The sequence below is a fragment of the Comamonas squillarum genome (assembly GCF_025309455.1).
GTDB lineage: Bacteria > Pseudomonadota > Gammaproteobacteria > Burkholderiales > Burkholderiaceae_C > Comamonas > Comamonas squillarum.
This window is the reverse complement of record NZ_CP104377.1, coordinates 1,582,591-1,604,166: the sequence shown is the minus strand read 5'-3', so window position 1 is coordinate 1,604,166 and position 21,576 is coordinate 1,582,591. Positions and strand designations below refer to the sequence as shown.

Genomic DNA, 21,576 nt, shown 5'->3' with positions numbered 1-21,576 from the left:
TTAAAAAAGAACAAGCCGTTAGTTAAACACACATACACAGGCAGTGGCAGATAATCCCATTTTGGTGCTGGCTGGCGGTAGTCAACAATACTTTGTATTTGCTGGCAGCTCTTAGCCTTTCGTGTTGATGAACCAGCAGTGTAGAGACGACCGTATAAATAGCTGCGGGTTGAAAGTATTTTCTCCTGATGGCGGCGACTGGAGCTCTCATTGTGCACCTGGCAGCCGCAACACCTATGAGGGCTGCCAAAGGGAAGGCGCAGTCAGCCGATATTCAGGCTGCAACCGCGTGTGTCGTGAGGTTATCTGTGCAAGTCGGCTGGGGCTCAGGTGTTGCACTTCAAATTTGAGGTAGCGAGGATAGATGCCTATGAATTCATATGATTACTCCATTTAAAAATGCCATCTTCCATCAGGAATATTTCTTTGGGCTTTAGCAGGCGTTCTATAGGCTGCGCTAAATGAGCTTTATATTTTTTGAAAATATGAGAGGATTAAATGATGAAAAATCACATTAAATTTATTATCTCACCTCTTTTTATGTCGATTGGCTGTATTTGTAATCTTCCCGCTGTGGCCGCACCAGGCGTACCAGCTGATCCGTTAGTAGTATGGAGCGAGGATTTTCAAAATTTATCAACCCCGACTCTAATGTCGGATGTCACTGATTTGCTTGGCTATGCAGGCTTGAATCCTGTCAACCAGGCTTACACGGCTGACCCGCCTTGGACAAGTCCGTCGAAAATGTGCAATGGAATTTTGGCTGCATACAATCAAAATCCTAACTCAACAGTAGGAATAGCTGCCTGTACAGGTCACAAAGGCAGTTGGAACTTCTCACAGCAGCTGAGTCAAGCACTAGGGATTTTGAGAGGCCAAGACATAAATACAACTTCTCGCAACAATTATGCAGTAACTGCATTTACGACTGGAGATCCCGGTTCTGACTTAATAATTCTCAGAACAGAAGGTAATATCCCCTTGGTTGCGAGTAAACGATTTCTATTGACTTCAATAGATGCGGCTGCACTCAACTGTCAATCAGGGCGTCCATTATTGCGCTTTTCATTTGTTGATCAGGATGGTATAGAGGAGAATATTTCACCTGATGCTGTGGATGTCTGTGCTAATGGTTCTAGAGTGCCAGTGAGTGCACTAGAAAGTAATCTTGCCGGTACTGCAGTCGCCGGAATTTTAAATTCTCCCGCAGCATTTAAATTTGCTGGAAGATCAGTTGGATATATTATTCGTAATGCCCAGGGGTCTGGAAATGGCAATGATTTCGCATTCGATAATCCAAAAATTTTGGATGCCACTCCTCAACTTGACAATGCATTCGATCCGCCGTTGGTAGCGATGGGTAATTCGACCAATATAGTCTTCACGATCACGAATACCAGTGATTTGCTGGCAAAGGAAGGTTGGGGTTTCACGGATACACTCTCCCCGGGTCTCACTGTTTCAGGAGTTCCGATCACTACCTGCCCCACAGCTTCGACAGATGTTTTAGCGCCAATAGGAGCTAATTCCATCTCGATTACCAGCAGCTTGTCTAATGGGATGGCATCATGCACAATAACAGTGCCCGTGATGGCCTCTACTGCTGGCATTTATCAGAATAACGAGAATAATATTAGCCTGCACGAATTTATTAACCCCCCACTTCCAAATACATCGAATCATCTAGAAGTCACGCCCGCTGCCGACATGCAAGCAAGTTCTTCGCTGCCTGCGAATGTCATTGCTGGGCAAACAGTTGCTGGCACCATTGCTTGCCTGAATGCAGGACCCAGTGCAGCGGACTCTGCAACATGTGATATTTCTGGGCTTCCAGCGGGTGCAACGACGAGCTGTACACCCGCCGTCCCCACGGCGACGCCACTCACTGTATCCGGCGCGATCTCTTGCGACGTGAGCTTTGTAGCTCCTGCTACGGGCTCTATAACAGCAACGATCACTGCGGGCAGCGCAACTGCAGATCCACTTACCTCAAATAATGCAGTCTCCTATAACGCAGTGATCACGCCCGCTGCCGATATGCAGGCAAGTTCTTTGCTGCCTGCTAATGTCACTGCCGGGCAAACAGTTACTGGCACCATTGCTTGCCTGAATGCCGGACCCAGTGCAGCGGACTCTGCAACATGTGATATTTCTGGGCTTCCAGCAGGTGCAACGACGAGCTGTACACCCGCCGTCCCCACGGCGACGCCACTCACCGCATCCAGCGCGATCTCTTGCGACGTGAGCTTTGTAGCTCCTGCTACGGGCTCTATGACAGCTACGATCACTGCGGGAAGTGCAACTGCAGATCCACTTCCTGCCAACAATGCAGTCTCCTATAACGCGGTGATCACGCCCGCTGCCGATATGCAGGCAAGTTCTTTGCTGCCTGCGAATGTCACTGCTGGGCAAACAGTTGCTGGCACCATTGCTTGCCTGAATGCAGGACCCAGTGCAGCGGACTCTGCAACATGTGGAATTTCCGGACTTCCAGCAGGTGCAACGACGAGCTGTACACCCGCCGTCCCCACTGCGACGCCACTCACTGTATCCGGCGCAATCTCTTGCGACGTGAGCTTTGTAGCTCCTGCTACGGGCTCTATGACAGCAACGATCACTGCGGGTAGCGCAACTGCAGATCCACTTACCTCAAATAATGCAGTCTCCTATAACGCAGTGATCACGCCCGCTGCCGACATGCAGGCAAGTTCTTCGCTGCCTGCGAATGTCACTGCTGGGCAAACAGTTGCTGGCATCATGACTTGCCTGAATGCAGGACCCAGTGCAGCTGACTCTGCAACATGTGGAATTTCTGGACTTCCAGCGGGTGCAACGACTAGCTGTACACCAACCGTCCCCACTGCTACTCCACTACCTGCATCCAGCGCGATCTCTTGCAACGTGAGCTTTGTAGCTCCTGCTACGGGCTCTATGACAGCAACGATCACTGCAGGCAGCTCAACTCCAGATCCGGAATCAGCAAATAATGCCATTTCTTATGAGGCTTCAATTAATACACAACCTATTATAAAACGCGTGCCTGCATTGAATCATTGGATGATTTTTACACTTTCGTTCATTCTTGGTGTAGCTATTTTGGTTGGATTCAGGAAAAAAAATGAAGTGTTGAATACTAAGTCTAAGCATATTGTCGCGCTAGGGAAACTCTGCAAGCTTCCAGTCGGCAAGTGAGGTGGTACATTGCCGTGGGCAAAGGCCTGCGTAAGAAGCTCGATGTAAGCACCCCGCTGGTATTGTTGAAAGAGAAATACGAGCAAACCAAACCCAGCATGTGAGCCAAAGTGGGATACCCGTTCCGTGTGATCAAGCAGCAGTTTGGATTTAACAAGCTGCGCTACCCGGTCATCGCCAAGAACGACAACAAGCTGCAGACGATGTTGGCGCTGGCCAATCTGTGGTTGGTGCGAAGGAAGTTGAAGGGGGTGCCGGCATGGGTGCGCCTGCAGGTGCTCCACACGGGTTAAAAGCCGTCAATGCGGTTTGAAATCTGGCGATAAAGCTGCGTCATGGCAGGCAAATCGGCATCGAGCTGACAGGCCGATCTGAATGCCGTGGTTTTGCAGACCTTCCCCAGCGGTGGATCTGCTGATCCCATGGCTTGTCAGCCGCGCCCAGCAAGCATGGCTGCTGTCACCGCGTATCAGCTCGCAAACTCGGCGCTCCACTGGGCGAGCTGGCGCGCGGTAATGCCGACGCTGCCGCAGAGAATGACCACCACGGACTGGGCTTGCTGCAGCAGGGGCGACGCGCTGTGCAGCGCCGCCACCGATGCGCCGCAGGCGGGCTCGACCAGCATGCGGTGCTCCAGCAGCACCTCTTCGCAGGCGGCTACGGAGGCAGCATCTGGTACGACCACGCTCTCGATGCGGTGCTCCCGGGTCAGCGCCAATGCGCGGTCGCAGACCTGGCGTGCGCCCAGCGAGGTGGCAATGGAGGTGATGCCGGGCAGCAAGGTGGGCGCGCCGGCTTCCATCGCCTTGGCCAATGACTCAGCGCCTGCTGTCTCGGCGGCAAGGACTGGCACGGCGCCCCAGCCATTGCGCTGCAGTCCCTCCACCACACCGCATAGCAGTCCGCCGCCGCCCACCGAACAGATCACCAGGTCCGGGCGCTCGCCTTGCCGTGCCAGCTCGTCGATCATCGTAGCGTGGCCGGTCCAGAGCAAGGGGTCATCAAAGGGGTGCAAAAAGGCATCGCTGGCCGTCATCAGCTGCTGGGCGTGGGCATGGGCCTCCATCCACGATGCGCCGTGCACGATGACCTCAGCCCCTTCGGAGCGGATCAGGTCCTGGGCGCGCTGCGATGTGGAGGCAGGTACCACCACGGTCACCGGGGTCTGCAGCATGCGGCCGGCATAGGCCACGGCATACCCGGCATTGCCGCCCGATGAGGATATGAAGCGCTTGGCACCGCGCGATCGGTAGATCTCACAGGCGTGGCCGATGCCACGCGTCTTGAACGAGCCGCTGGGCTGCAAGGTCTCCAGTTTCAGGCGCACGTCTTTGCCTGTGCGCAACGACAGTGCCCGCGATGCGATAACGGGGGTTTCAATATGGATGGCCATGGTGTATTTCCTTGTGTTCTGAACGGTGCCGCCTGGCTGCCTGCCGATGAAGGTGAGCCACGCGGCCGCTGCAACTCAGCTGTTGGTGGCCAGAACTTTGCAGTCGTGCCGATCCGCGAACCGGCGATAGGCGATAACGGGCAAAGCCGCCCACAACGGCCTGGGCGCAGGCTGGCCGTGGAGATGCTGGTACGCGGCGTGCAGCGGGCAAGTCATGCCACCAGGCCGCAATGGTCCAGTAGCAGGCCCTCAGTGTAGGGCGCAATCAGCGCACGCTGACCAAAAGTCCCGGAGCGTGGGCGACAAGGCGGTGATGCGGCGACCTGGTGAAAAAAGGCAGCAGGCCGCACTGCTGGCTCGGGAGGGTGGGCGCGCCAGACCAGGCTACGCTGCCGCTGGCGCCTTGCCGCTACTGCGCAGACGATGTACCCGCGCTGCATACGCGCCCACAAAAGCCAACGCCACCCGAAGGTGGCGTGCAGAGGCGGCTGTGACGCGCGAAGGACAGTCGATCAGCTGATCAAACCATTCTTTAACGCGTAGTAGGTCAGATCGCTGTTGGAGTTCAGGGTCATCTTCTCCATCAAGCGGGTGCGATAGGTACTCACGGTCTTGACGCTCAGCGACAGCTGCTCGGCCACATTGCTCGCGGTCTCGCCCTGGGCGAGTTTGAGGAAGACCTGGAACTCGCGCTCGGACAGGTGCTCATGCGGCGGGGCATCGTCCTTGCGGCCCAGCTGCTGGGCCAGCAGGTTGGCAACCATCGGGGTCAGGTAGCGCTTGCCCAGCGAGATGGTGCGAATCGCCTCAACAATCTCACTCGGGTCGCACTCCTTGTTCAGGTAGCCGTTGACCCCTTGGCGGATCAGGTTGATCGCATAGTGCTCAGCCGGGTAGCCGCTCAGGATCAGGATGCCCATGTCGGGCTCCTTGGCGCGCAGCATGGTCAGCGCGTCGATACCGCTTTGGCCGGGCATGGACAGGTCCATCACCAGCACGTCCACGGATTCATTGCGCACCAGGTCAATGGCTTCACGGCCATTGGATGCTTCTCCCACGACGCGGATATCTACGAAATCCGCGAGAAATTGCTTCAGGCCGGAGCGAACGATGGCGTGGTCATCGACAAGTCCTACGTTGATCATTGGTCTTCCTTGGTAGCGGCAGCGCAGCTTTGGCTGACTGGCTCGCGGTCTTTTTTGAAACTGCGCAACCGGATCGGATAACCACAGGTGACAGCACAAGCGGCCGTGATTATCAAAAAATGCAGATAATAACTATATTATTCACTGCGAGAATATCCAGAGCCGTATCGCTAAATTATAAATTTGATACCGGGTATTGACCTGCCTCAATGGTCGGGTAAATACCTTTTTCAAAAACCTCAATGGCTAGAGCCTTAGTTTAACCATGGTTTGCAAACGCGTTGTGGGTGCGTGCAAACGGACGCTGTCAGTGTAGGACTACAAGTACTGAGACCGATTTTTCAGGGCCTTGTTCTAGCATGGAAATTTTGCTGATTCAGCCAATGTGGTATATTGCAGCGGCATTAAAAGAAAATGTCCTACAAGGATAAATTCCTTGGTTCAAAACACCGTCTGCAATAGTTTTATTGCAATAATCTTTTGTTATTGGATTTGCAATGAAAATAGTCTATATCGAAGACAATGAGGAACTGCGCGAGACGATCGGCTGCCTCATGGAAGGGCCGGGCCGCAGCATCACCTGTTGCGCCAATGCGGAAGAAGCGCTGCAGCTCGACGCGCAGGCGCCGTTTGACCTGGTGGTGACCGATGTCAGCCTGCCCGGCCAATCGGGCACTGAGCTGGCCCAGTCGTTGCTCAAGCAAGCGCCGCTGCGCTGGATCGTGCTGTGCACCGGCTACGACCTGGGCCACTACCCCGCGCAGTGGGGCCCGAACGTGCGCACCTTGCTCAAGCCTTTTGAGATTGAAGAGCTTGAAGCGCTGCTCGGCCAGATCGAGGCCCAGCGCCCCAATGCCACGCTGCAGTAAGCGCTGAACCCAGGCGCTGCAATGCCAAGAAGGACGGCTGTGCCGTCCTTCTGCTTTTGGGGGATGGACGCAGCAGGCCGCCACTTTGATCCATAAAACCTATAGCGTGCGGCCGGTCCGTGGGCCTTCACAGCACCGCCTGGCGGTTCGGCGCCAGTGGCTGGCGCGGCAGCCGGATCTCAAAGCGGGTCTGGCCTTCGGCCGATTGCACCTGGATGGCGCCACCATGCGCCTGGGCAATCTGCTGGGCAATGTAGAGCCCCAGGCCCAGTCCTTCGCTTTGTCCGGGTTGGCGCTCGCCACCCCGAAACGGCTTGAACAGATCGGGCAGCAAAGCTGCGGGAATGCTTCCCCCGTTCTCGATCACCAGCAATACCTCTGCGGGCTGGCTGCCATCCAGGCGCACGCGGATCGGCGCATCAGCCGCGCCGTGCTTTAAGGCATTGCCCAGGATATTGCTCACCACCTGGGCCAGGCGCTCGCTGTCCCAGCGGCCCTGGGTGTCGCCCTGGGCCTGGTAGTGCAACTGGCGCTCTGCGCTGCACTGGCGCGCATCTTCCACCGCGGCCTCGCACAGGCGGGCCAGGTCCATGTCGGCCAGGCTCAGGCGCAGGCCGCCGGCCTGGCGGATGCGCGTCACATCGAGCAAATCGTCCACCATGCGGGCCATGCGCTGGCTGTTGCCCAGCAGGCGCTCGGCCAGCTCTTCGTTCTTGCTCGCGTCGGTCTGGCGCTTGAGCAGGCTCGCCGTCATCTTGATGGTCTGCAAGGGGTTGCGCAGGTCGTGGCTGAGCACCGCCATGAACATCTCGTTGACGCGCAGCGCCTCGGTGCGCTCTTGCAATTGCTGGGCCAGCTCCTGCTTGCGGCGGTGCAGCTCAAAGAAGATGTTCACCTTGGCGCTGAGCATGTCCGGGTCGATGGGCTTGTACAGGAAATCCACCGCGCCGCTCTCATAGCCCTGGAACTGCCAGTTCTGCTCATGCGTGCCCGCGGTCATGAAGATCAGCGGAATATGGCGCGTGCGCTCGCTGCCCCGGATCAGCGCGGCCAGGTCAAAGCCGTTCATCTCCGGCATCTGCACATCCAAGAGGGCCAGCGCCACATCGTTGTGCTGCAGCAGCAGCTCAAGCGCCTCGCGCGCCGAATGGGCTTTGAGAAACTGCACACCCTCGCGCTGGAGCAGCGCTTCGAGGGCCACCAGGTTCTGCGGGATGTCATCAACAATCAGGCATTTGATGCCGTCTATGGTCTTCATGGCGCTACAAGTCAAAAGCTAGGGCCCATGGTGTGCGACTGCATCACCATCTGCTGGGCGGGTATTTTTAAACTAATCAATGCTGGGTTTCTTCTGGTATATCTTCTCAACCACCGCCACATCTTCAAATGCCGGCGCCTGGTTGGAAAATCGCAGCGATTCTTTCATGCCCAAACCCAAAAAGCCGCGATGGCATAATGACTGCCGGAAAAGATCCAGCGCGCGGTTTTGCAAGTCGGTATCAAAGTAAATCAGTACATTGCGGCACGATATCAAATGCATCTCGGCAAATACGCTGTCGGTCGCCAGGCTGTGGTCGGCAAATACCACGTTCTTGCGCAGCTCTTTGTCCAGCACGATATGGCCGTAATGCGCGGTGTAATAATCGGCGAGCGATCGTTTGCCACCGGATTTCAAATAATTGGCGGAGAACGACTCGGCCCGCTCAATGCCAAAAATGCCTTGTTCGGCCACACGCAGCGCCTGCGAGTTGATGTCGGTCGCATAGATCAGGCTGCGCTCGAGCAGGCCTTCTTCGTGCAGCAAGATGGCCAGCGAGTACACCTCTTCGCCGGTGCTGCAGCCGGCCACCCAGATCTTGAGCGAGGGGTAGGTGCGCAACAGCGGCACCACCTCGCGGCGCAGCGCCGCAAAATAGGCTGGGTCGCGGAACATATCGCTGACCTGTACCGTCAGGTACCCCAACAGCGCGGTAAACGCCGAGGGGTCATGCATGATCCGGTCCTGCAACTGCGACAGTGTTTTGCAGCCAAAGGCGGCGAGTGCCGCCTCCAGCCCGCGTTTGATCGATCCCTGCGCATAACCGCGAAAATCATAGTGGTAACGGTAATAAATACCGTCTAGCAGCAAGCGCTGCTCAATCTCGGCAATCTCGGCCTTTTTGCGTAACGGCATGGGGCTTTATTTGGGCATCCAGACGCGCACCAGGGACAGCAGTTTCTCCACGTCCAGTGGTTTGGCGATGTAATCGTTGGCACCGGCGGCCAGGCATTTTTCCTGGTCGTCCTTCATGGCCTTGGCAGTCAGCGCAATGATGGGCAGGCGCCTCAAATGCGCGCGGCTGCGAATCTCGCGCATGGCGGTATAGCCATCCATCTCGGGCATCATGATGTCCATCAAGACCAGGTCCACCGCACTGTCCTCGCGGTCCAGCACCTCGAGCGCCTCGCGGCCATTGCGGGCAATGTCCACGGCAATGCCGGTGGGCTCCAGAATGCTGGTCAGCGCAAACACATTGCGCACATCGTCCTCCACCACCAGCACCTTGCGCCCTTCCAGCGCGGCCTCGCGGCTGCGGGCCTGGGCCAGCATCTGCTGGTGCTCGGGCGACAGGCGAGACTCCACCTGGTGCAGGAACAAGGTGACCTCATCGAGCAGGCGCTCGGGCGAGCGCGCATCCTTGATGATGATCGAGTGTGAGAAGCGGCGCAGCTGCAACTCTTCATCGCGCGACAGCGCCCGGCCGGTGTAGACGATCACCGGCGGGAAGGACACGCCGTCCTGCTCGGACATGCGCTCGAGCAGCGCAAAGCCGCTCATGTCGGGCAGGTTCAGGTCCATGATCATGCAGTCATAGGTGCCCTGGGCCAGGTACTCCAGCGCCTGGGTGGCGGTGGCGGCGCAGACCACATCGACCTCGCTGTTGCCCAGCAGGCTGTGCACGCTGTCGCGCTGGCGCTCGTCGTCTTCGACCAGCAGCACGCGGTGGATGTTCTGGGTGAACTTGGCCTCCAGCCGCTTCAAGGCCTGGGCCAGCTCCTCGCGCTGCACCGGCTTCAACGCATAGCCCAGCGCGCCGCGCACCAGCGCCTCTTGGGAGTAATCGGCCACCGAGACGATGTGCACCGGGATATGGCGCGTGCTGGGGTTGCGCTTGAGCTGGTCCAACACGCCCAGACCGGAGAAGTCGGGCAGGTTGATGTCCAGCACAATCGCATTGGGCAAAAACTGCAGCGCTGCGGCCAGGCCATCGGACGCATTGCGCGCCACCTGGCAGCTAAAGCCCATCTCGCGCGCCAGCTCTTGCAGAATGTCGGCAAAGCGCGGGTCGTCCTCCACCACCAGCAGATGGCGGCCCTGGATGATGGTGGGCAGGGCCAGCTCAGCCGCCGTAGCAGAGGCAGCCGTTGTTGCGCTGGGGGTGACAACGGCCGTGGCGGCATTGGCCGTGGCGACGGCCGTGTTGGACGGCATTGGCGCCATGGCGCGGGGCGCAGCAGCCGGTGCGATCGTCTTGACCGGTGCGCTCAGCGGCGGCTGCACAGCGCGTAGCGCATCGGCAGCCTTGGGCGGCACTGGCACCTCGGCGGCGGGCGCAGCCGCTGCCACCAGCGGCATATGAAAGCTGAACACGCTGCCTTGCCCCGGCGTGCTTTGCACGGTCACCTGGCCGCCCAGCAGCTGCGCCAGGTCACGGGCAATTGACAGACCCAGGCCCGTGCCGCCGTACTTGCGGTGGGTGCTGCCATCGGCCTGCTGGAATGCCTCAAAAATCAGCTGCTGCTGGTGCTCGGGGATGCCGATGCCCGTGTCCTGCACCGCAAAGCTCAAGGTGCCCGGCTGGCTTTGCGACAGCTGCAGGCTCACGCTGCCCCGGTCGGTGAACTTGATCGCGTTGGACAGCAGGTTTTTCAGAATCTGGCCCAGGCGCAGGCTGTCGGTCTGCGCATAGGCAGGCACACCCGGGGCAATATGGCAGCTCAGCGCCAGCCCCTTTTGCTGGGCCAGCGGGCGCAGCGGCTCGATGAGCGACTGCATCGCGGTGCCCAGGTTCACGGGCTCGAGCACCACATTGGCCTGGCCAGCTTCAATCTTGGCCAGGTCCAGAATATCGTTGATCAGCGCCAGCAAATCATTGCCGGCCGCATAGATGGTCTGTGCGTACTTGACTTGCTCGCCGGTCAGGTTGCCCAGCTTGTTGTCGCCCAGCAGCTTGGCCAGGATCAGGGTCGAGTTCAGCGGCGTGCGCAGCTCATGGCTCATATTGGCCAAAAACTCGCTCTTGTACTGGCTGGCCACTTCGAGCTCGCGCGCCTTGTCGGTCAGCGCATCCTTGGCGCGCAGCAGCTGCTCGCGCTGGTGCTCGAGCTTTTGCGTCTGCTCTTCCAGGTATACATTGGTCTGCTCGAGCTCTGACTGCTGCTGCTCCATCTGCGCCTGCGAGCGCTGCAGCGCCTGGCTTTGCTGCTCCAGCTCCTCGTTGCTGGCGCGCATCTCCTCTTGCTGCACCAGCAACTCTTCGGCCTGCTGGCGGGTTTCTTCCAGCAGGTTCTCCAGGCGCGAGCGGTCGATCGCCGAGCGCACTGCCACCGCCAGGATGGACGATGCGCCTGCCAGCAGGTCCAGCTCCGCCTGTTGCACTGGGCGGGCAAAGCCCAGCTCGATCAAGGCATGGACCTTGCCATTCTCCACCGCAGGGGCCAGCACCAGTTCCAAAGGCTGCGACTGGCCCAGGCTCGAGGTGATCTTAAGGTGGCTCTGGTCCAGACCCCCCACCTTCAGCAGTTTGCCGCTGCGCAGCACCTGGCCTGCCAGGCCTTCGCCGGCCAGCAAGTGGGCCTGCAGTACATCGGGGGGCAGCGCGTAGCCGCCAAACAGCTGGTAGCGGTCGTCCATGCCGTGGCGGGCATAGCCAGCGCCCACGCGTGCGCCCAGGTAGCTGGCCAAAAACTCCAGCGCGCGTGCGCCCACTTCTTCGAGCCGGTGGTCGCCTTGCAGGCTCTGGTTCAGGCCTGCCAGGCCATCGGCCACCCAGGCCTGGCGCGCCTTGGTGCGGAATTCCCGCATCGACACCGCAGCGGACGCCAGCACCAGCAGCAGCATCACCACCGATCCACCCCAGGAGATGTAGGTGGAGGTGATGGCCGCCTGCTCCCAGGCGCGGCGGCGCAGATCGAGCTCGTTGTTCTGCAGCAGGTACAGGCTGCTGACCTCGTTGTTGAGGCTGTCCATCACCAGCTTGCCCTTGTCGGTGCGCACCATCGCCAGCGCCTCATCGCCCCGGCCCGCCTGCTTGAGCTCGATCGTGGTCTCCAGCTCGGCCAGCTTTTGGTGGGCCAGCGCATCAATGGCCTGCACCCGTTCCTGGCGCAGCGGCGCGCTGTTATTGCTGGCCGCCAGGCCCTTGAGCTGCGCCTCCAGTGCATCTTGCGCGCGCTGGTAGGGCTGCAGGTAGGCCGGGTCGCCGGTCAGCAAAAAGCCGCGCTGCCCCGTTTCCGCATCCTTGAGCGACGCCGAGAATTCATTGAGCTGGCGCATCGCCGCTGTCATGCGGTCAATGCTGGTGACAGCCCGGGCGCGCACATCGGCTGAGTAGACATTGACGATGGCGATAACCAGCGCAGCGATGGCTGCAGCGGCAAACCCCAGCAGCATGGGCAGCGGCAGAGGGAACAGGCTGCGCGGCTGTGAGGAAGGAGATTGGGGCATGGAGGGGGCAGAGGTGGGGTGCGGCAACTGGCGCAAAAATCAGCCACAAATTGTACTTGTACCTTTGTTAACAAATCTGTAGGCATGTTCCTACGGGCCGGCCTGGCTGGCCGTGGCACGCCAGATCCATTTTCGTCCACCCTGGGCGGCCTCGCGCAAACCCCGAGGCTCACAGGTGTTACCGGTCGTTTGTGCAGCGCCGGGCGCAAAAAAAGGGCCCGCACAAGGCGGGCCCAAGGGTCGTCTTCCTGAGAAGCGCTTTTCCTCCCTCCAGAGGAATGCTGATCATAAATTAAAAGTATTAAAAAACTGGTGTGATAGCTATGTATTATGTAAGTTTTTTGTAAGTCTTGGCCGGGGGCGCGCTGGGTGGGCTGCTTCGTACGGGCTCGCCTTATGCCTGGCGGCGTTCCTCTGCCTCCATGCTTTTCAATCTGCTCCAGCCGGCAACCAAAAGGCCGGCAGCCACCCGGCGGGGTTGGCTGCCGGCCTATTGAGAGATTGACTGCGCGCCGCTGCCCGGGATGCCAGGGGGCACGCAGAATGTGCCCCTGGGGTGGGTCGCGCTCAGCGGCGGTGATCCCGTGGGTTGCGCACCGTGGGCTGTGGCCTGCAGCGAGGGCCTTGCAGCGCCATCAGCCTAGCCACGCTTTCCTGCCTCTATATAGAGAGGGCCGCCTAACGCCCCACCCATGGCCATTGCGCCCAGGCTGGCAGTTCGGGCATGCGCAGGGCCCCTGCGGGCCAGTCGCTGTCCTTGTCGCTGCCCATGTCGCGGTCAGTGCCTTGATGGGCTATCGCTGTCACTGCCATGCGCACCACCGGTGTCACCGTGCCGTCCTTGCTCCAATTGGTGCCGCCATCGAGGGTTCGCAGATAGCCAGTGGCTGCGCCCGAGAAGCCGCCCCCAAAGCGATAGGCGTTGGCGGGTCCTCGGTTGTCATACAGCTCCAGCGGGCAACCGTCCTTGCTGGCAAGCACCAACGCGTATTTTTTAAACGCCTGAAGCGGGGTGCGGGCAACGCTGCCCAGCTGCACCGCCGTGTAGGTGTTGAGGCGCCCGTCATTGGGCGCGAAGACGGCAACATCGATGGTCGTGCTGGCCAGCGCCGCACCCTGGGGCAGCTCCGTGCTGTCATCGAGCTGGTAGAGCCGCAATACCGCCGCCATGGTCTGCGTGCCCCAGGCCCAAGACGCTGCACGTGGATGGGCGCGTGCTGGCATACATCTTTTAAAGCCCATTGTTGTGGTCACGACCGATGACGATGCCGCCACAGCAGATGGCCAGCGGTCACGCTCCGACCTGGGCCACCAGTTTTGCAAGGGGTGTGGCATCCACTCCGGTCGCTGCATGCCCAGCGAAAGTTCGCTGATCTGTGTCGCTACCGCCCCGGTATGGAATGCCGGGCCCATCCATTGCTGGGTATCGACGGTATGGCCTTGTTGGCGGCTGAGGGCCGTGCTGTCCATCACCACCACGGGCAGCGTCACATTCTGGGCGCTGGCAGGCGCCCCGCAGAATGCGGCGCCTAGCACGCCGGCGGCTGCGCCAGCGCAACAGGTTTTGAGGTGTTTTTTCATGCTGTTTTTAGGTGGAACCGCAGCGCCTGCCAAGCCGATGGTCACAAGGCCATGCAGGCGGGTTGGCTGCGTAGGGCGTAGCTCTGGCAATGGATATGGCGAGGGCAGCCTGTATGGCACCGTCGGGCAGCAGTCGCCTTGCCGGTCGGCAGCGCACCATGTGGCGCCACATGCGCGGCGGCGGCATCTGTGCAGCGCTGGCAGGCTGCGGCCATCTACTGCCCATCAGCCAGCACCAAGCACTGCCGGGCAAAAAGCGCCTGGTGCCATCCGCCGGTTGCTCAGTGGGCTTGGGCAAAAGCCGTTGGTCGCCTCCGCTTACACGCACTGCGCGCCAGCCGCCAGAGCCCTGCGCCAGCAGGGCAGCGCCACCTCATGGGCGGGTGCTGCGTCAATATGGAAAGGGCTGCTTTGCGCCTGTGCCATGCCGGGCAGCCGGCCGCTAGCGCGCAAGATGTGGGCGAGGGAGGGAGGTATTGTTTTTGCATAGTGGTTATCAATTATATGTTTGAGAAAAGCTATTTGTAAAGCGAGGTAAATGGCTGAGCCAACACAGCACAAGCGTCCCCGCTCCCGCCCCCGTACCCAACGGTTGGCTGCTGCCAGCGCCCGCTGTGTCCTGCGCCGTTTACAGTGTTCTGCGGTGGCGGCGCAGGCCCACAGCCGCCATCAGCGTGGCCATCACGGCCATGCCCAGCGCGCCCAGCGTGGGCACTGGCGTAGGCGCTGTGGTTGGCTTGGGGGTCTGGTCAGGGTCGGGGCCGGCTGTTTCCGCCTGCTGGTCCGACTGCAAATACCAGTGCTTGCCCACCTTGGCCAGCATGTAGCGCCATCCACCTGCCTCCATATAACCAGGTGCGGGCAGGCGGAATGTGCCGTTCGAAGCCCCAGCGACCTGCACCACCATGATCCCGTCACCCGTGGTGGCAGCCCCCGCGCCGCCCAGGTTATTGATGTGCAAGATGCTGTCGCCGCTGGTGTCGCCCCGCACCACCAGCTGCGCGCTAGGCGATGCATCGGCGCCCAATGCCGTGTGCATCTCCACCACACCGCCATGGCCGGTGTAGTTCCGCATGACGGTCAGTACACTGCGGGTGCCGCCGGCAGCCAGGGTGACCCGTCCGCCGTTGTTCAGGCTCTGCACCGTGGGGCTGTAGCTGCTGGTATCGAGCGTGCCGCCAGAGACCACGACAAAGTCGGAGGCCGGGCTCAAGCTGTTGGCCCCGCCTGCGCGCAGCACACCCGCGTTGATGCGCGTGCTGCCCTGGTAGCTGTTGTTGCCCGTCAGCACCGTGGTGCCCGAGCCGTTGACCTGCACCTGACCGGTGCCATATATATCTGGCCCAAGCTGGTACTGCCCAGAGGTATCGCTGTGGTACAGGTTCAGCACGCTCGCGTCCGCATTGCCCAGTACCAGGGTGTTCACGCTCAGTACGCCTGGGCGGGCGCTGCCTTCAATCGTCAGCGCAGCGCGGCCGGCGGCGCCTGGCGCCGGGGATGACAGCCACAGGATATCGCGCACATTGACGGCTGCGCCTTCGCCGATGGTCAAAGCGGTATCGGCCTGGCCGGCAAAGGTACCGATTTCCAAATGGGTGCCCACCCGCCATTCGGACCCCGAGCCACGCAACGACAGCGAGCCAAAGTACAAGAGGGCGTTGACCTCGCAGTCGAGCAAGCCCCCATCGCGGATCTGCACCGCCGACATGCCTTCTCCCGCGAAAAGGCATTCCTCACCCCGCAGTGTGGAGTTGGCGCCCTCGACGTCGATCAGCGCGCTGGAGCCGGGCAGTGTTGCTGATTCCAAGGTCTGCAGGCTTGACACCCTGCCGCCATTGCGCACCTGGAGCGTGGCCGACCCGGCTTGGCCCAGCAGCAGATCGCCCGCCACTGTCCAGGACGATTGCGCGCCCTCCACACGCACCGTCCCTGCGCTGCCGGCCTGCGCACTGACCATTCCGCTGTCAGACTCCAGCTGGCCACCGGCGAGAATCGCCAGAGCGCTCGTGCCGCTGTGGCCCACTGTCACGTCGGTAGCGCGGTGGCTGGCCCCCATATCGCCCAGGGGGCTTGCATCACCGCTGAAGTGGACACTCTGGGCCTGTGCTCCTGCTGGCAGCAGGCCGCCCAAGAGCGAGGCGCCCACGAGCAGGGCGCTCAACAGCGGCGTGTGCTGGGCCGATGAGGTGTATTGCTTTTTGGTCATCATTCTCCATGGGTTGGGTTGTAAGAAGCTATCAACTAGCGAAGGCATGGAACAGGCGCTGGCGGGGTGGCTTGCGCAGTGCGGTCACCTGTTCTGCGCGCTGCTGCCCTGCGCCGCAGGCAGGGTTCCATCAGCCTCCCATGATTGATAGTTTTGCGCAATCAAAAAATGAAAAGGCCTGTATTTTTGGTGGTTAGGGGCCACGGCGCTGGGCAGCACCAGCACGGCATGCCTGCCCCAGAGCCCTGCGAACCTTCCCCATGCCTGCGCCCAAACAAAACAGCCCCAGGTGGTGGCACCTGGGGCTGTTATCTCAGTGCTAGGGCAGGCTTAGCGCATGCGTGCTTTTACACCGTCTTGCGGCTGCGGCGCAGGCCCACAGCACCCATCAGCGCCGCCAACGCAGCCAGGCCCAAGCTGCCTAGCGTGGGCACGGGGGTAGGGGTTCCCGTTACAGGTGGGAGGGTGGTGTCACCCGCGTCCTTGATCAGCACCTGCGCGGCAGGGCCGGCGGGCGTGTAGGCGTCGGCGGTAGTAGGCGGTGCAATGGCCAGCTCCAGGCTCACATCGCCGTCACCCGCCGTGGTGTTGGGCGTGGCAGTAATCGTGCAACTGGCCTGGGTGGCATTGGCTGCAACCACTATCGGCGATGTGCAGGTCGTCGTGTAGCGCGGGTTGGCCGCCGGCAGCACCAGGTTGATGGGCAGGTCGGCCGTGGGCGCTGCTGTCAGCGTGACGGTGCAGGTGGCGACCTGGTTGGCCGTATCGCTCAGCTCGGCGGGCGTGCAAACCATGCTGGCCTCGGGGCCGCTTGCTTCTACATGCACGTCCGACTGCAGAAACCAGTTATTGCCCACTTTGGCAAGCATATAGCGGAATCCACCGGCCACCACATAGCCAGGCGCGGGCAGGCTAAAGGTGCCGTTCGATGAACCATCCACCTGCACCACCATAATGCCGTCGCCGGTGGTGGCAGCTCCCGTGCCGCCCAGGTTGGTGATGTTCAAGGTGGTGTTGCCGCTGGTGTCGCCTTGTACCACCAGTTTTTCGGTTGGCGAGCTGTCTGCGCCCAAGGCGGTGTTTATCGCAATCACACCGCCATTGCCGCTGTAGTTTTGGGTGACGGTCAGCACATTGCTGGTGCCTCCTGCCGCCATCGTTACCAATCCACCGTTATCCAGGCTTTTGAATGTGGCGCTGAAGGTATTGGTATCGAGCGTTCCGCCGCTGGTCACCAGATAATCAGAGGCCGGGCTCAGGCCGGTGGCTGTGCCTGCGCGTAGAACACCTGCATTGATATGCGTGTTGCCGCTATAGCTGTTGTTCCCGGTCAAGCTCGTTATTCCCAATGCATTGGTTTCAATGGTGCCTGGGCCGCTCATGGGTGTGGCAAACAGATAATTTCCAGAGGCATCGGTGTGGTTAAAGTTAATACGGCCTAGGCCGTTCAAGCCAAATACAATGCCTGCAGCGCTGAACGTACCTGGACTGGTTGCACCTTCGATGTTAAGCACGCCTTTGCTCAATGCTGCCGTGTTGTTGGCAACGTTGGGCAGTCGCAACTGGTTGGTCACCTCTACGGTGCTACCTTCTCCAATGGTCAATGCAGCATCGCTCATGCGACTCTGAGTCCCTATATCGAGCGATCGGCCCAATTGCCATTTTGACCCAGCGCCGCTGAGTGAAACACTGCCAAAGCCCAGGTCCGCAATGGTTCCACATTTAAAAGTGCCTCCATTGGTTATTTGCACGGTGGCCGAGACTGCAATCCCCAAATTGCATTGCCGTGTCCCTTCTAGCCTTGAGTTGGATCCGTCTACTTCAATAAAACTTGCGGAGCCTGGAGCGGTAGAGGTGAAAAGACTCCCGAATGGTGCCGTGGCACCATTGATAACCCGCAGAGAGCCTGATCCGCCATCACGGCCTACCCAAAATTGGTCGTTATACGTCCCAGCGTTGGTAAAAGATGATCCTGGGCCATCAACAATGACCGATCCCTGGCCTCCAGCGAGAAAGCCAATATAAACATAATCGCTGGCGGTAACTTTTGCGTTGTTTTTAATATGGACGATACCCGTACTTGCGGTGCCAATCAACACGCGTTTAGTATCCCATTGTGAACCGTCAGAAATGGTGACCGTACCAAATGCACCAGCACTGCGCCCAACGTCCATTCGGATGGTGGTGGTCAGTGCCGCACCGGATAACACGTCCAGTCTTCCGACCCCGGTAATGCCCACGGTCACATCTGTTCCACTGTAGCTGGCGCCCATATTGCCGGTGGGATACGTATCACCCGTAAAGTTGATGCTCTGGGCCTGGGCAAAGCCTGTGAGGAGGCAGGCGGTGAGCAACGCATAGCGGGCGGGAGGAAGGATTTGTTTTTTCATATCAATTTTCTATTTGTAAGTTGTATGAAGCTATTGTCATAGCCAACGAAAGGAGCCGATAGCGCACAGCCAGGCACCTGGCATGGAGCGTTGGGGGAAAGGTTAAGCCCGCTTTCGGCTGCGACGCATGCCCAGCAACCCCAGCGCGGATGCCAGGGATACCAAGCCCAGGATGCCCAGGGAGGGCACGGGGGTGGGCGCGGCGGGGGGGAGCACAGGATCCACGATCACCGGAGGTACGGATTCCGGCACAACGGTCAGGCGAAAGCCGGGAGTGACCAATCCGAGCTTCTCCCAGGTGCTGCCGCTGTCGGGGGTGTGCAGATAGCCGTCGGCTGCAATCGAAAAACCACCGGCAAAGGTATAGCTGGTGTCGCTCAGGCCGTTGTAGTCCGACAGGGCCAGGGTGCCGCCGGAGGTGTTGGAGACGATCAGCGCATATTTCTTGTGAGGCTGCAGCAGCGTGCCCGCGATGCTGCCCAACTGGGCTGCGGTGTAGGTATTGGGGTTGAGGTTGGCATCATCATTGGGGACGACCACTGGCAGGCTGGCAGTGCCCAATGCTGCGCCTGTGGGCAGTTCAGTCGTGTCGTCCAGCAGGTACAACTGCACGATGGCTTGCACGGAAGGGTCGCCATTGGACAGCCCCAGCGTGATTTCTGAGATATACACGGGCTCCGCCCCGGTGGTAAAGGCCGGGCCACGCCACTCGGTGGCGCTGACGTCGTACGTGGAGTAGTAATCCCATCCGGTGCTGTCGACCACCACGATGGGGGTGGGGGAGGTTTGTGCCGAGGCCAGGGGACTCCAGGCAGCGGTGCAGGCCAACAAGGCGATAGCGGCGAGTTGTCGGCGAGGGAGGAGAGGCATTTTCATATTTCTACTCTTCAGTGAATGGGTGGGTTGCTTTCTTGCATTCAAAGGTGGTATGCAATAAAGCACGCTCCAATAGCATAAAACAACTATAAATTTGTGATTCATAACAAATGTCTAAATAGACATCAGTGGCCACAGGTGTGGCGGAGGGCTTTAGCCACTCAATGCGAATCAGATGTATGAATGGTGATGACCTCCTAACAGGGCGTTGGCATGCGCCTTCTGAGAGTTCACAGAATGTGTGCAAGAAATGTATGCAAGATTGATCTAACACATAGCCTTGCACAGTCAATTCATATGAACTATAAAAACTAACCTATCAATAGGTTTTTGCCATATCTTTGGGGCTGCCTGGCCCAGGGCTTATAGCTGCCAGCAATGGCGTTATTGCGGAGGCGTTTTGCACTGCAGCAGCGCACATGCAGCGCCGCTGCGCATAGGGGCGCTGCCAGAGGGGCCAACTGGGCGTGGCTGCACGGCGAGCGGCCGTGAAAAATGGTCATGCCGCGCGACTAAGCCCGCATCTGTGTGAGCCTCTCTATGTCATTGTTATGACAAAAGAAAAGGCATGTAAAAGCGGGAACGCTGGCTGGCAGCCGCATAGGTGAGACAGGGTGGCGCATGTCTGCAGCCGCTGCAGCGGCTTGGCACTGCCCCTGTCGGGTGGGGGGACGGAGCCAAGGCTATCGCCGTGCAGGGCCGATGCCAATTGCCTTGTGCCGGGCTGCACAGACGGCGCCGATGGTGGCGGTGGGCCATCACCCCATCTGTTGTCCATCTCTAGCCGAATGAACCGTTGCCCCGGCTGATCCCGTGGCGCGGTCGCGCCCCGCGCCCTGTCCATTGCGGCAAATAAGGGGCAGCGCCGGCCGGGCGCCGCCCCGGGTGCCGATTTAGACGGCGGACTTGCGGCTGCGGCGCAGGCCCACCCAGCCCACCACGGAGACCAGCGAGACCAGGCCCACGGCGCCCAGCGTGGGCACCGGGGTGGGGGCAGCCGGGGGCACCACAATCGGGTCGTCGACGGGCACCACGGTCAGTTTGATCGCAGGGGTGACCTGGTTGTTCTGGGTCCAGGTGGTCCCGCTGTCCAGCGTCTCCACATAGCCCGCAGCTGATGTCGAAAAACCGCCCGCATACGTATAAGCATTGCTAGGCCCGTCGTTATCGGACAAACCGACATAGCCGCCGGACGGGCTTGACAAAATCAAGGCGTATTTTTTGCCTGCCAGCAGCGTGGTGCTGGGGATGCTGCCCAACTGTGCCGCGGTATAGGTGTTGGCGTTGAGGTTGGCGCCGTCATTGGGCGTCACGATGGGCAACGTGGCGGTGGCCAGCGCGGCGCCGGTGGGCAATTCGCTGCTGTCATCGAGCTGGAATAGGCGCAGTTGGGCTGTGGTTGTCGGGTCCCCACTCGACAAACCGAAGGTGATCTCCGTGATCCGGGTTGGAACCGCACCGGTGGTAAAGGTCGGGCCACGCCATTCGTTCGCGCCCACGGTGTAGGCCGAGTAGAAATCAAAGCCTGTGCTGTCGATGACCACCACCGGTGGCTGGCTCTGTGCGGATGCCAACGGCCCCCAGGATGCGGCATAGGCCAAGAGCCCGATGGCTGCATAGCGGCGTAAAACATGGCGGCGGATCGTTGGCATGGAGCTTCCTTTGTAAAAAGTTAAAAAACTATCCGAGGACGAAAACAGCTTTGCTATTGCAATGCGCAGGGGGCACTAAACGCGTTGGTTATTGAATGGATGCGTTGACATTAATTAATGATTAATGACCAATGTAATTTTCAATGCCAATTCTGTGAAAAAAGAAATTAATGAATGTTTGCAATTCCATAGCGATGTTTGGTTTTCGTTTATGAGGCGTGCGCTGATCAGCCGCGGAGTTTGAACGCTGCAGCTGGCTCGGACTTGCCGGATTGGCGCTCGCAGCAAGCCACCCAGGCCTAGGCGCTGGGTCAAGCAACAGCGCACCCCGCGCAGCTATCGGCATGGATTGAGGGGCATGCCGCCCGCCGATGTTTGGCGGTGGTTGGCGGGCGAGTGGGTGCGTGCGTTAACGCCCAATTGGCAATGCTGCCAATGGCTGGCGCAACCCGTGCACAGCCACGCCCGGCCGTTGCAGTCAGGCGACAGCAGCAGGTGTTAGCAGTGACCCGCCAAGCCGCAGGGGTTTAGGTGCTGCGCACTAGCAGCGTCATTCGTGACGGGC

The 21,576-nt window shown here is 59.8% G+C and carries 12 protein-coding genes and 1 pseudogene; 3 read left to right on the top strand and 10 right to left on the bottom strand.

Features of this window, described 5'->3' with window-relative positions:
- Window positions 1-501 precede the first annotated feature (501 nt).
- A complete protein-coding gene (locus tag N4T19_RS07400) occupies window positions 502-3,192 on the top strand; it encodes a DUF7933 domain-containing protein (protein ID WP_260719776.1) in 2,691 nt (896 codons plus the stop codon).
- A 104-nt stretch (window positions 3,193-3,296) separates the two neighbouring features.
- Window positions 3,297-3,485, top strand: a pseudogene (locus tag N4T19_RS07395) (hypothetical protein); the annotation flags it as partial.
- Between the two features lie 176 nt (window positions 3,486-3,661).
- On the opposite strand, the gene N4T19_RS07390 reads toward N4T19_RS07395, so the two are convergent.
- Together N4T19_RS07390 and N4T19_RS07385 are read right to left on the bottom strand one after the other, a co-directional pair.
- On the bottom strand, window positions 3,662-4,585 hold the full coding sequence (locus N4T19_RS07390; RefSeq protein ID WP_260719775.1) for a pyridoxal-phosphate dependent enzyme: 924 nt from the start codon (window positions 4,583-4,585) through the stop codon (window positions 3,662-3,664).
- Window positions 4,586-5,097: 512 nt separating this feature from the next.
- Entirely contained in the window at window positions 5,098-5,730 is a 633-nt protein-coding gene (locus tag N4T19_RS07385) for a response regulator (protein ID WP_116924272.1), read from the bottom strand.
- A gap of 497 nt (window positions 5,731-6,227) precedes the next feature.
- On the opposite strand from N4T19_RS07385, the gene N4T19_RS07380 reads away from it, so the two are divergent.
- The gene (locus N4T19_RS07380; RefSeq protein WP_182342301.1) at window positions 6,228-6,599 is read left to right on the top strand and encodes a response regulator; all 372 of its coding nucleotides are present in this window, start codon (window positions 6,228-6,230) and stop codon (window positions 6,597-6,599) included.
- 127 nt (window positions 6,600-6,726) lie between these two features.
- On the opposite strand, the gene N4T19_RS07375 is transcribed toward N4T19_RS07380, so the two are convergent.
- The 8 genes from N4T19_RS07375 to N4T19_RS07340 form a co-directional block, all read right to left on the bottom strand.
- Entirely contained in the window at window positions 6,727-7,857 is a 1,131-nt protein-coding gene (locus tag N4T19_RS07375; protein WP_260719774.1) for a hybrid sensor histidine kinase/response regulator, read from the bottom strand.
- A 72-nt stretch (window positions 7,858-7,929) separates the two neighbouring features.
- Window positions 7,930-8,772 (bottom strand): CheR family methyltransferase, encoded by an 843-nt coding sequence (locus tag N4T19_RS07370; protein ID WP_116924269.1) that lies wholly within the window; start codon window positions 8,770-8,772, stop codon window positions 7,930-7,932.
- A gap of 6 nt (window positions 8,773-8,778) precedes the next feature.
- On the bottom strand, window positions 8,779-12,306 hold the full coding sequence (locus N4T19_RS07365; protein WP_182342294.1) for a response regulator: 3,528 nt from the start codon (window positions 12,304-12,306) through the stop codon (window positions 8,779-8,781).
- Between the two features lie 678 nt (window positions 12,307-12,984).
- Window positions 12,985-13,887 (bottom strand): hypothetical protein, encoded by a 903-nt coding sequence (locus tag N4T19_RS07360; protein ID WP_260719773.1) that lies wholly within the window; start codon window positions 13,885-13,887, stop codon window positions 12,985-12,987.
- A 628-nt stretch (window positions 13,888-14,515) separates the two neighbouring features.
- Complete coding sequence (locus tag N4T19_RS07355) at window positions 14,516-16,093, bottom strand: IPTL-CTERM sorting domain-containing protein (RefSeq protein ID WP_260719772.1); 1,578 nt, start codon at window positions 16,091-16,093, stop codon at window positions 14,516-14,518.
- Window positions 16,094-16,440: 347 nt separating this feature from the next.
- Window positions 16,441-18,483, bottom strand: a complete 2,043-nt coding sequence (locus tag N4T19_RS07350) for an IPTL-CTERM sorting domain-containing protein (protein ID WP_260719771.1) — start codon at window positions 18,481-18,483, stop codon at window positions 16,441-16,443.
- Window positions 18,484-18,585: 102 nt separating this feature from the next.
- Window positions 18,586-19,359: a choice-of-anchor R domain-containing protein gene (locus tag N4T19_RS07345; protein ID WP_260719770.1), complete on the bottom strand. Its 774-nt coding sequence runs from the start codon at window positions 19,357-19,359 to the stop codon at window positions 18,586-18,588.
- Window positions 19,360-20,252: 893 nt separating this feature from the next.
- A complete protein-coding gene (locus tag N4T19_RS07340) occupies window positions 20,253-21,011 on the bottom strand; it encodes a hypothetical protein (RefSeq protein ID WP_260719769.1) in 759 nt (252 codons plus the stop codon).
- Between the last annotated feature and the right edge of the window lie 565 nt (window positions 21,012-21,576).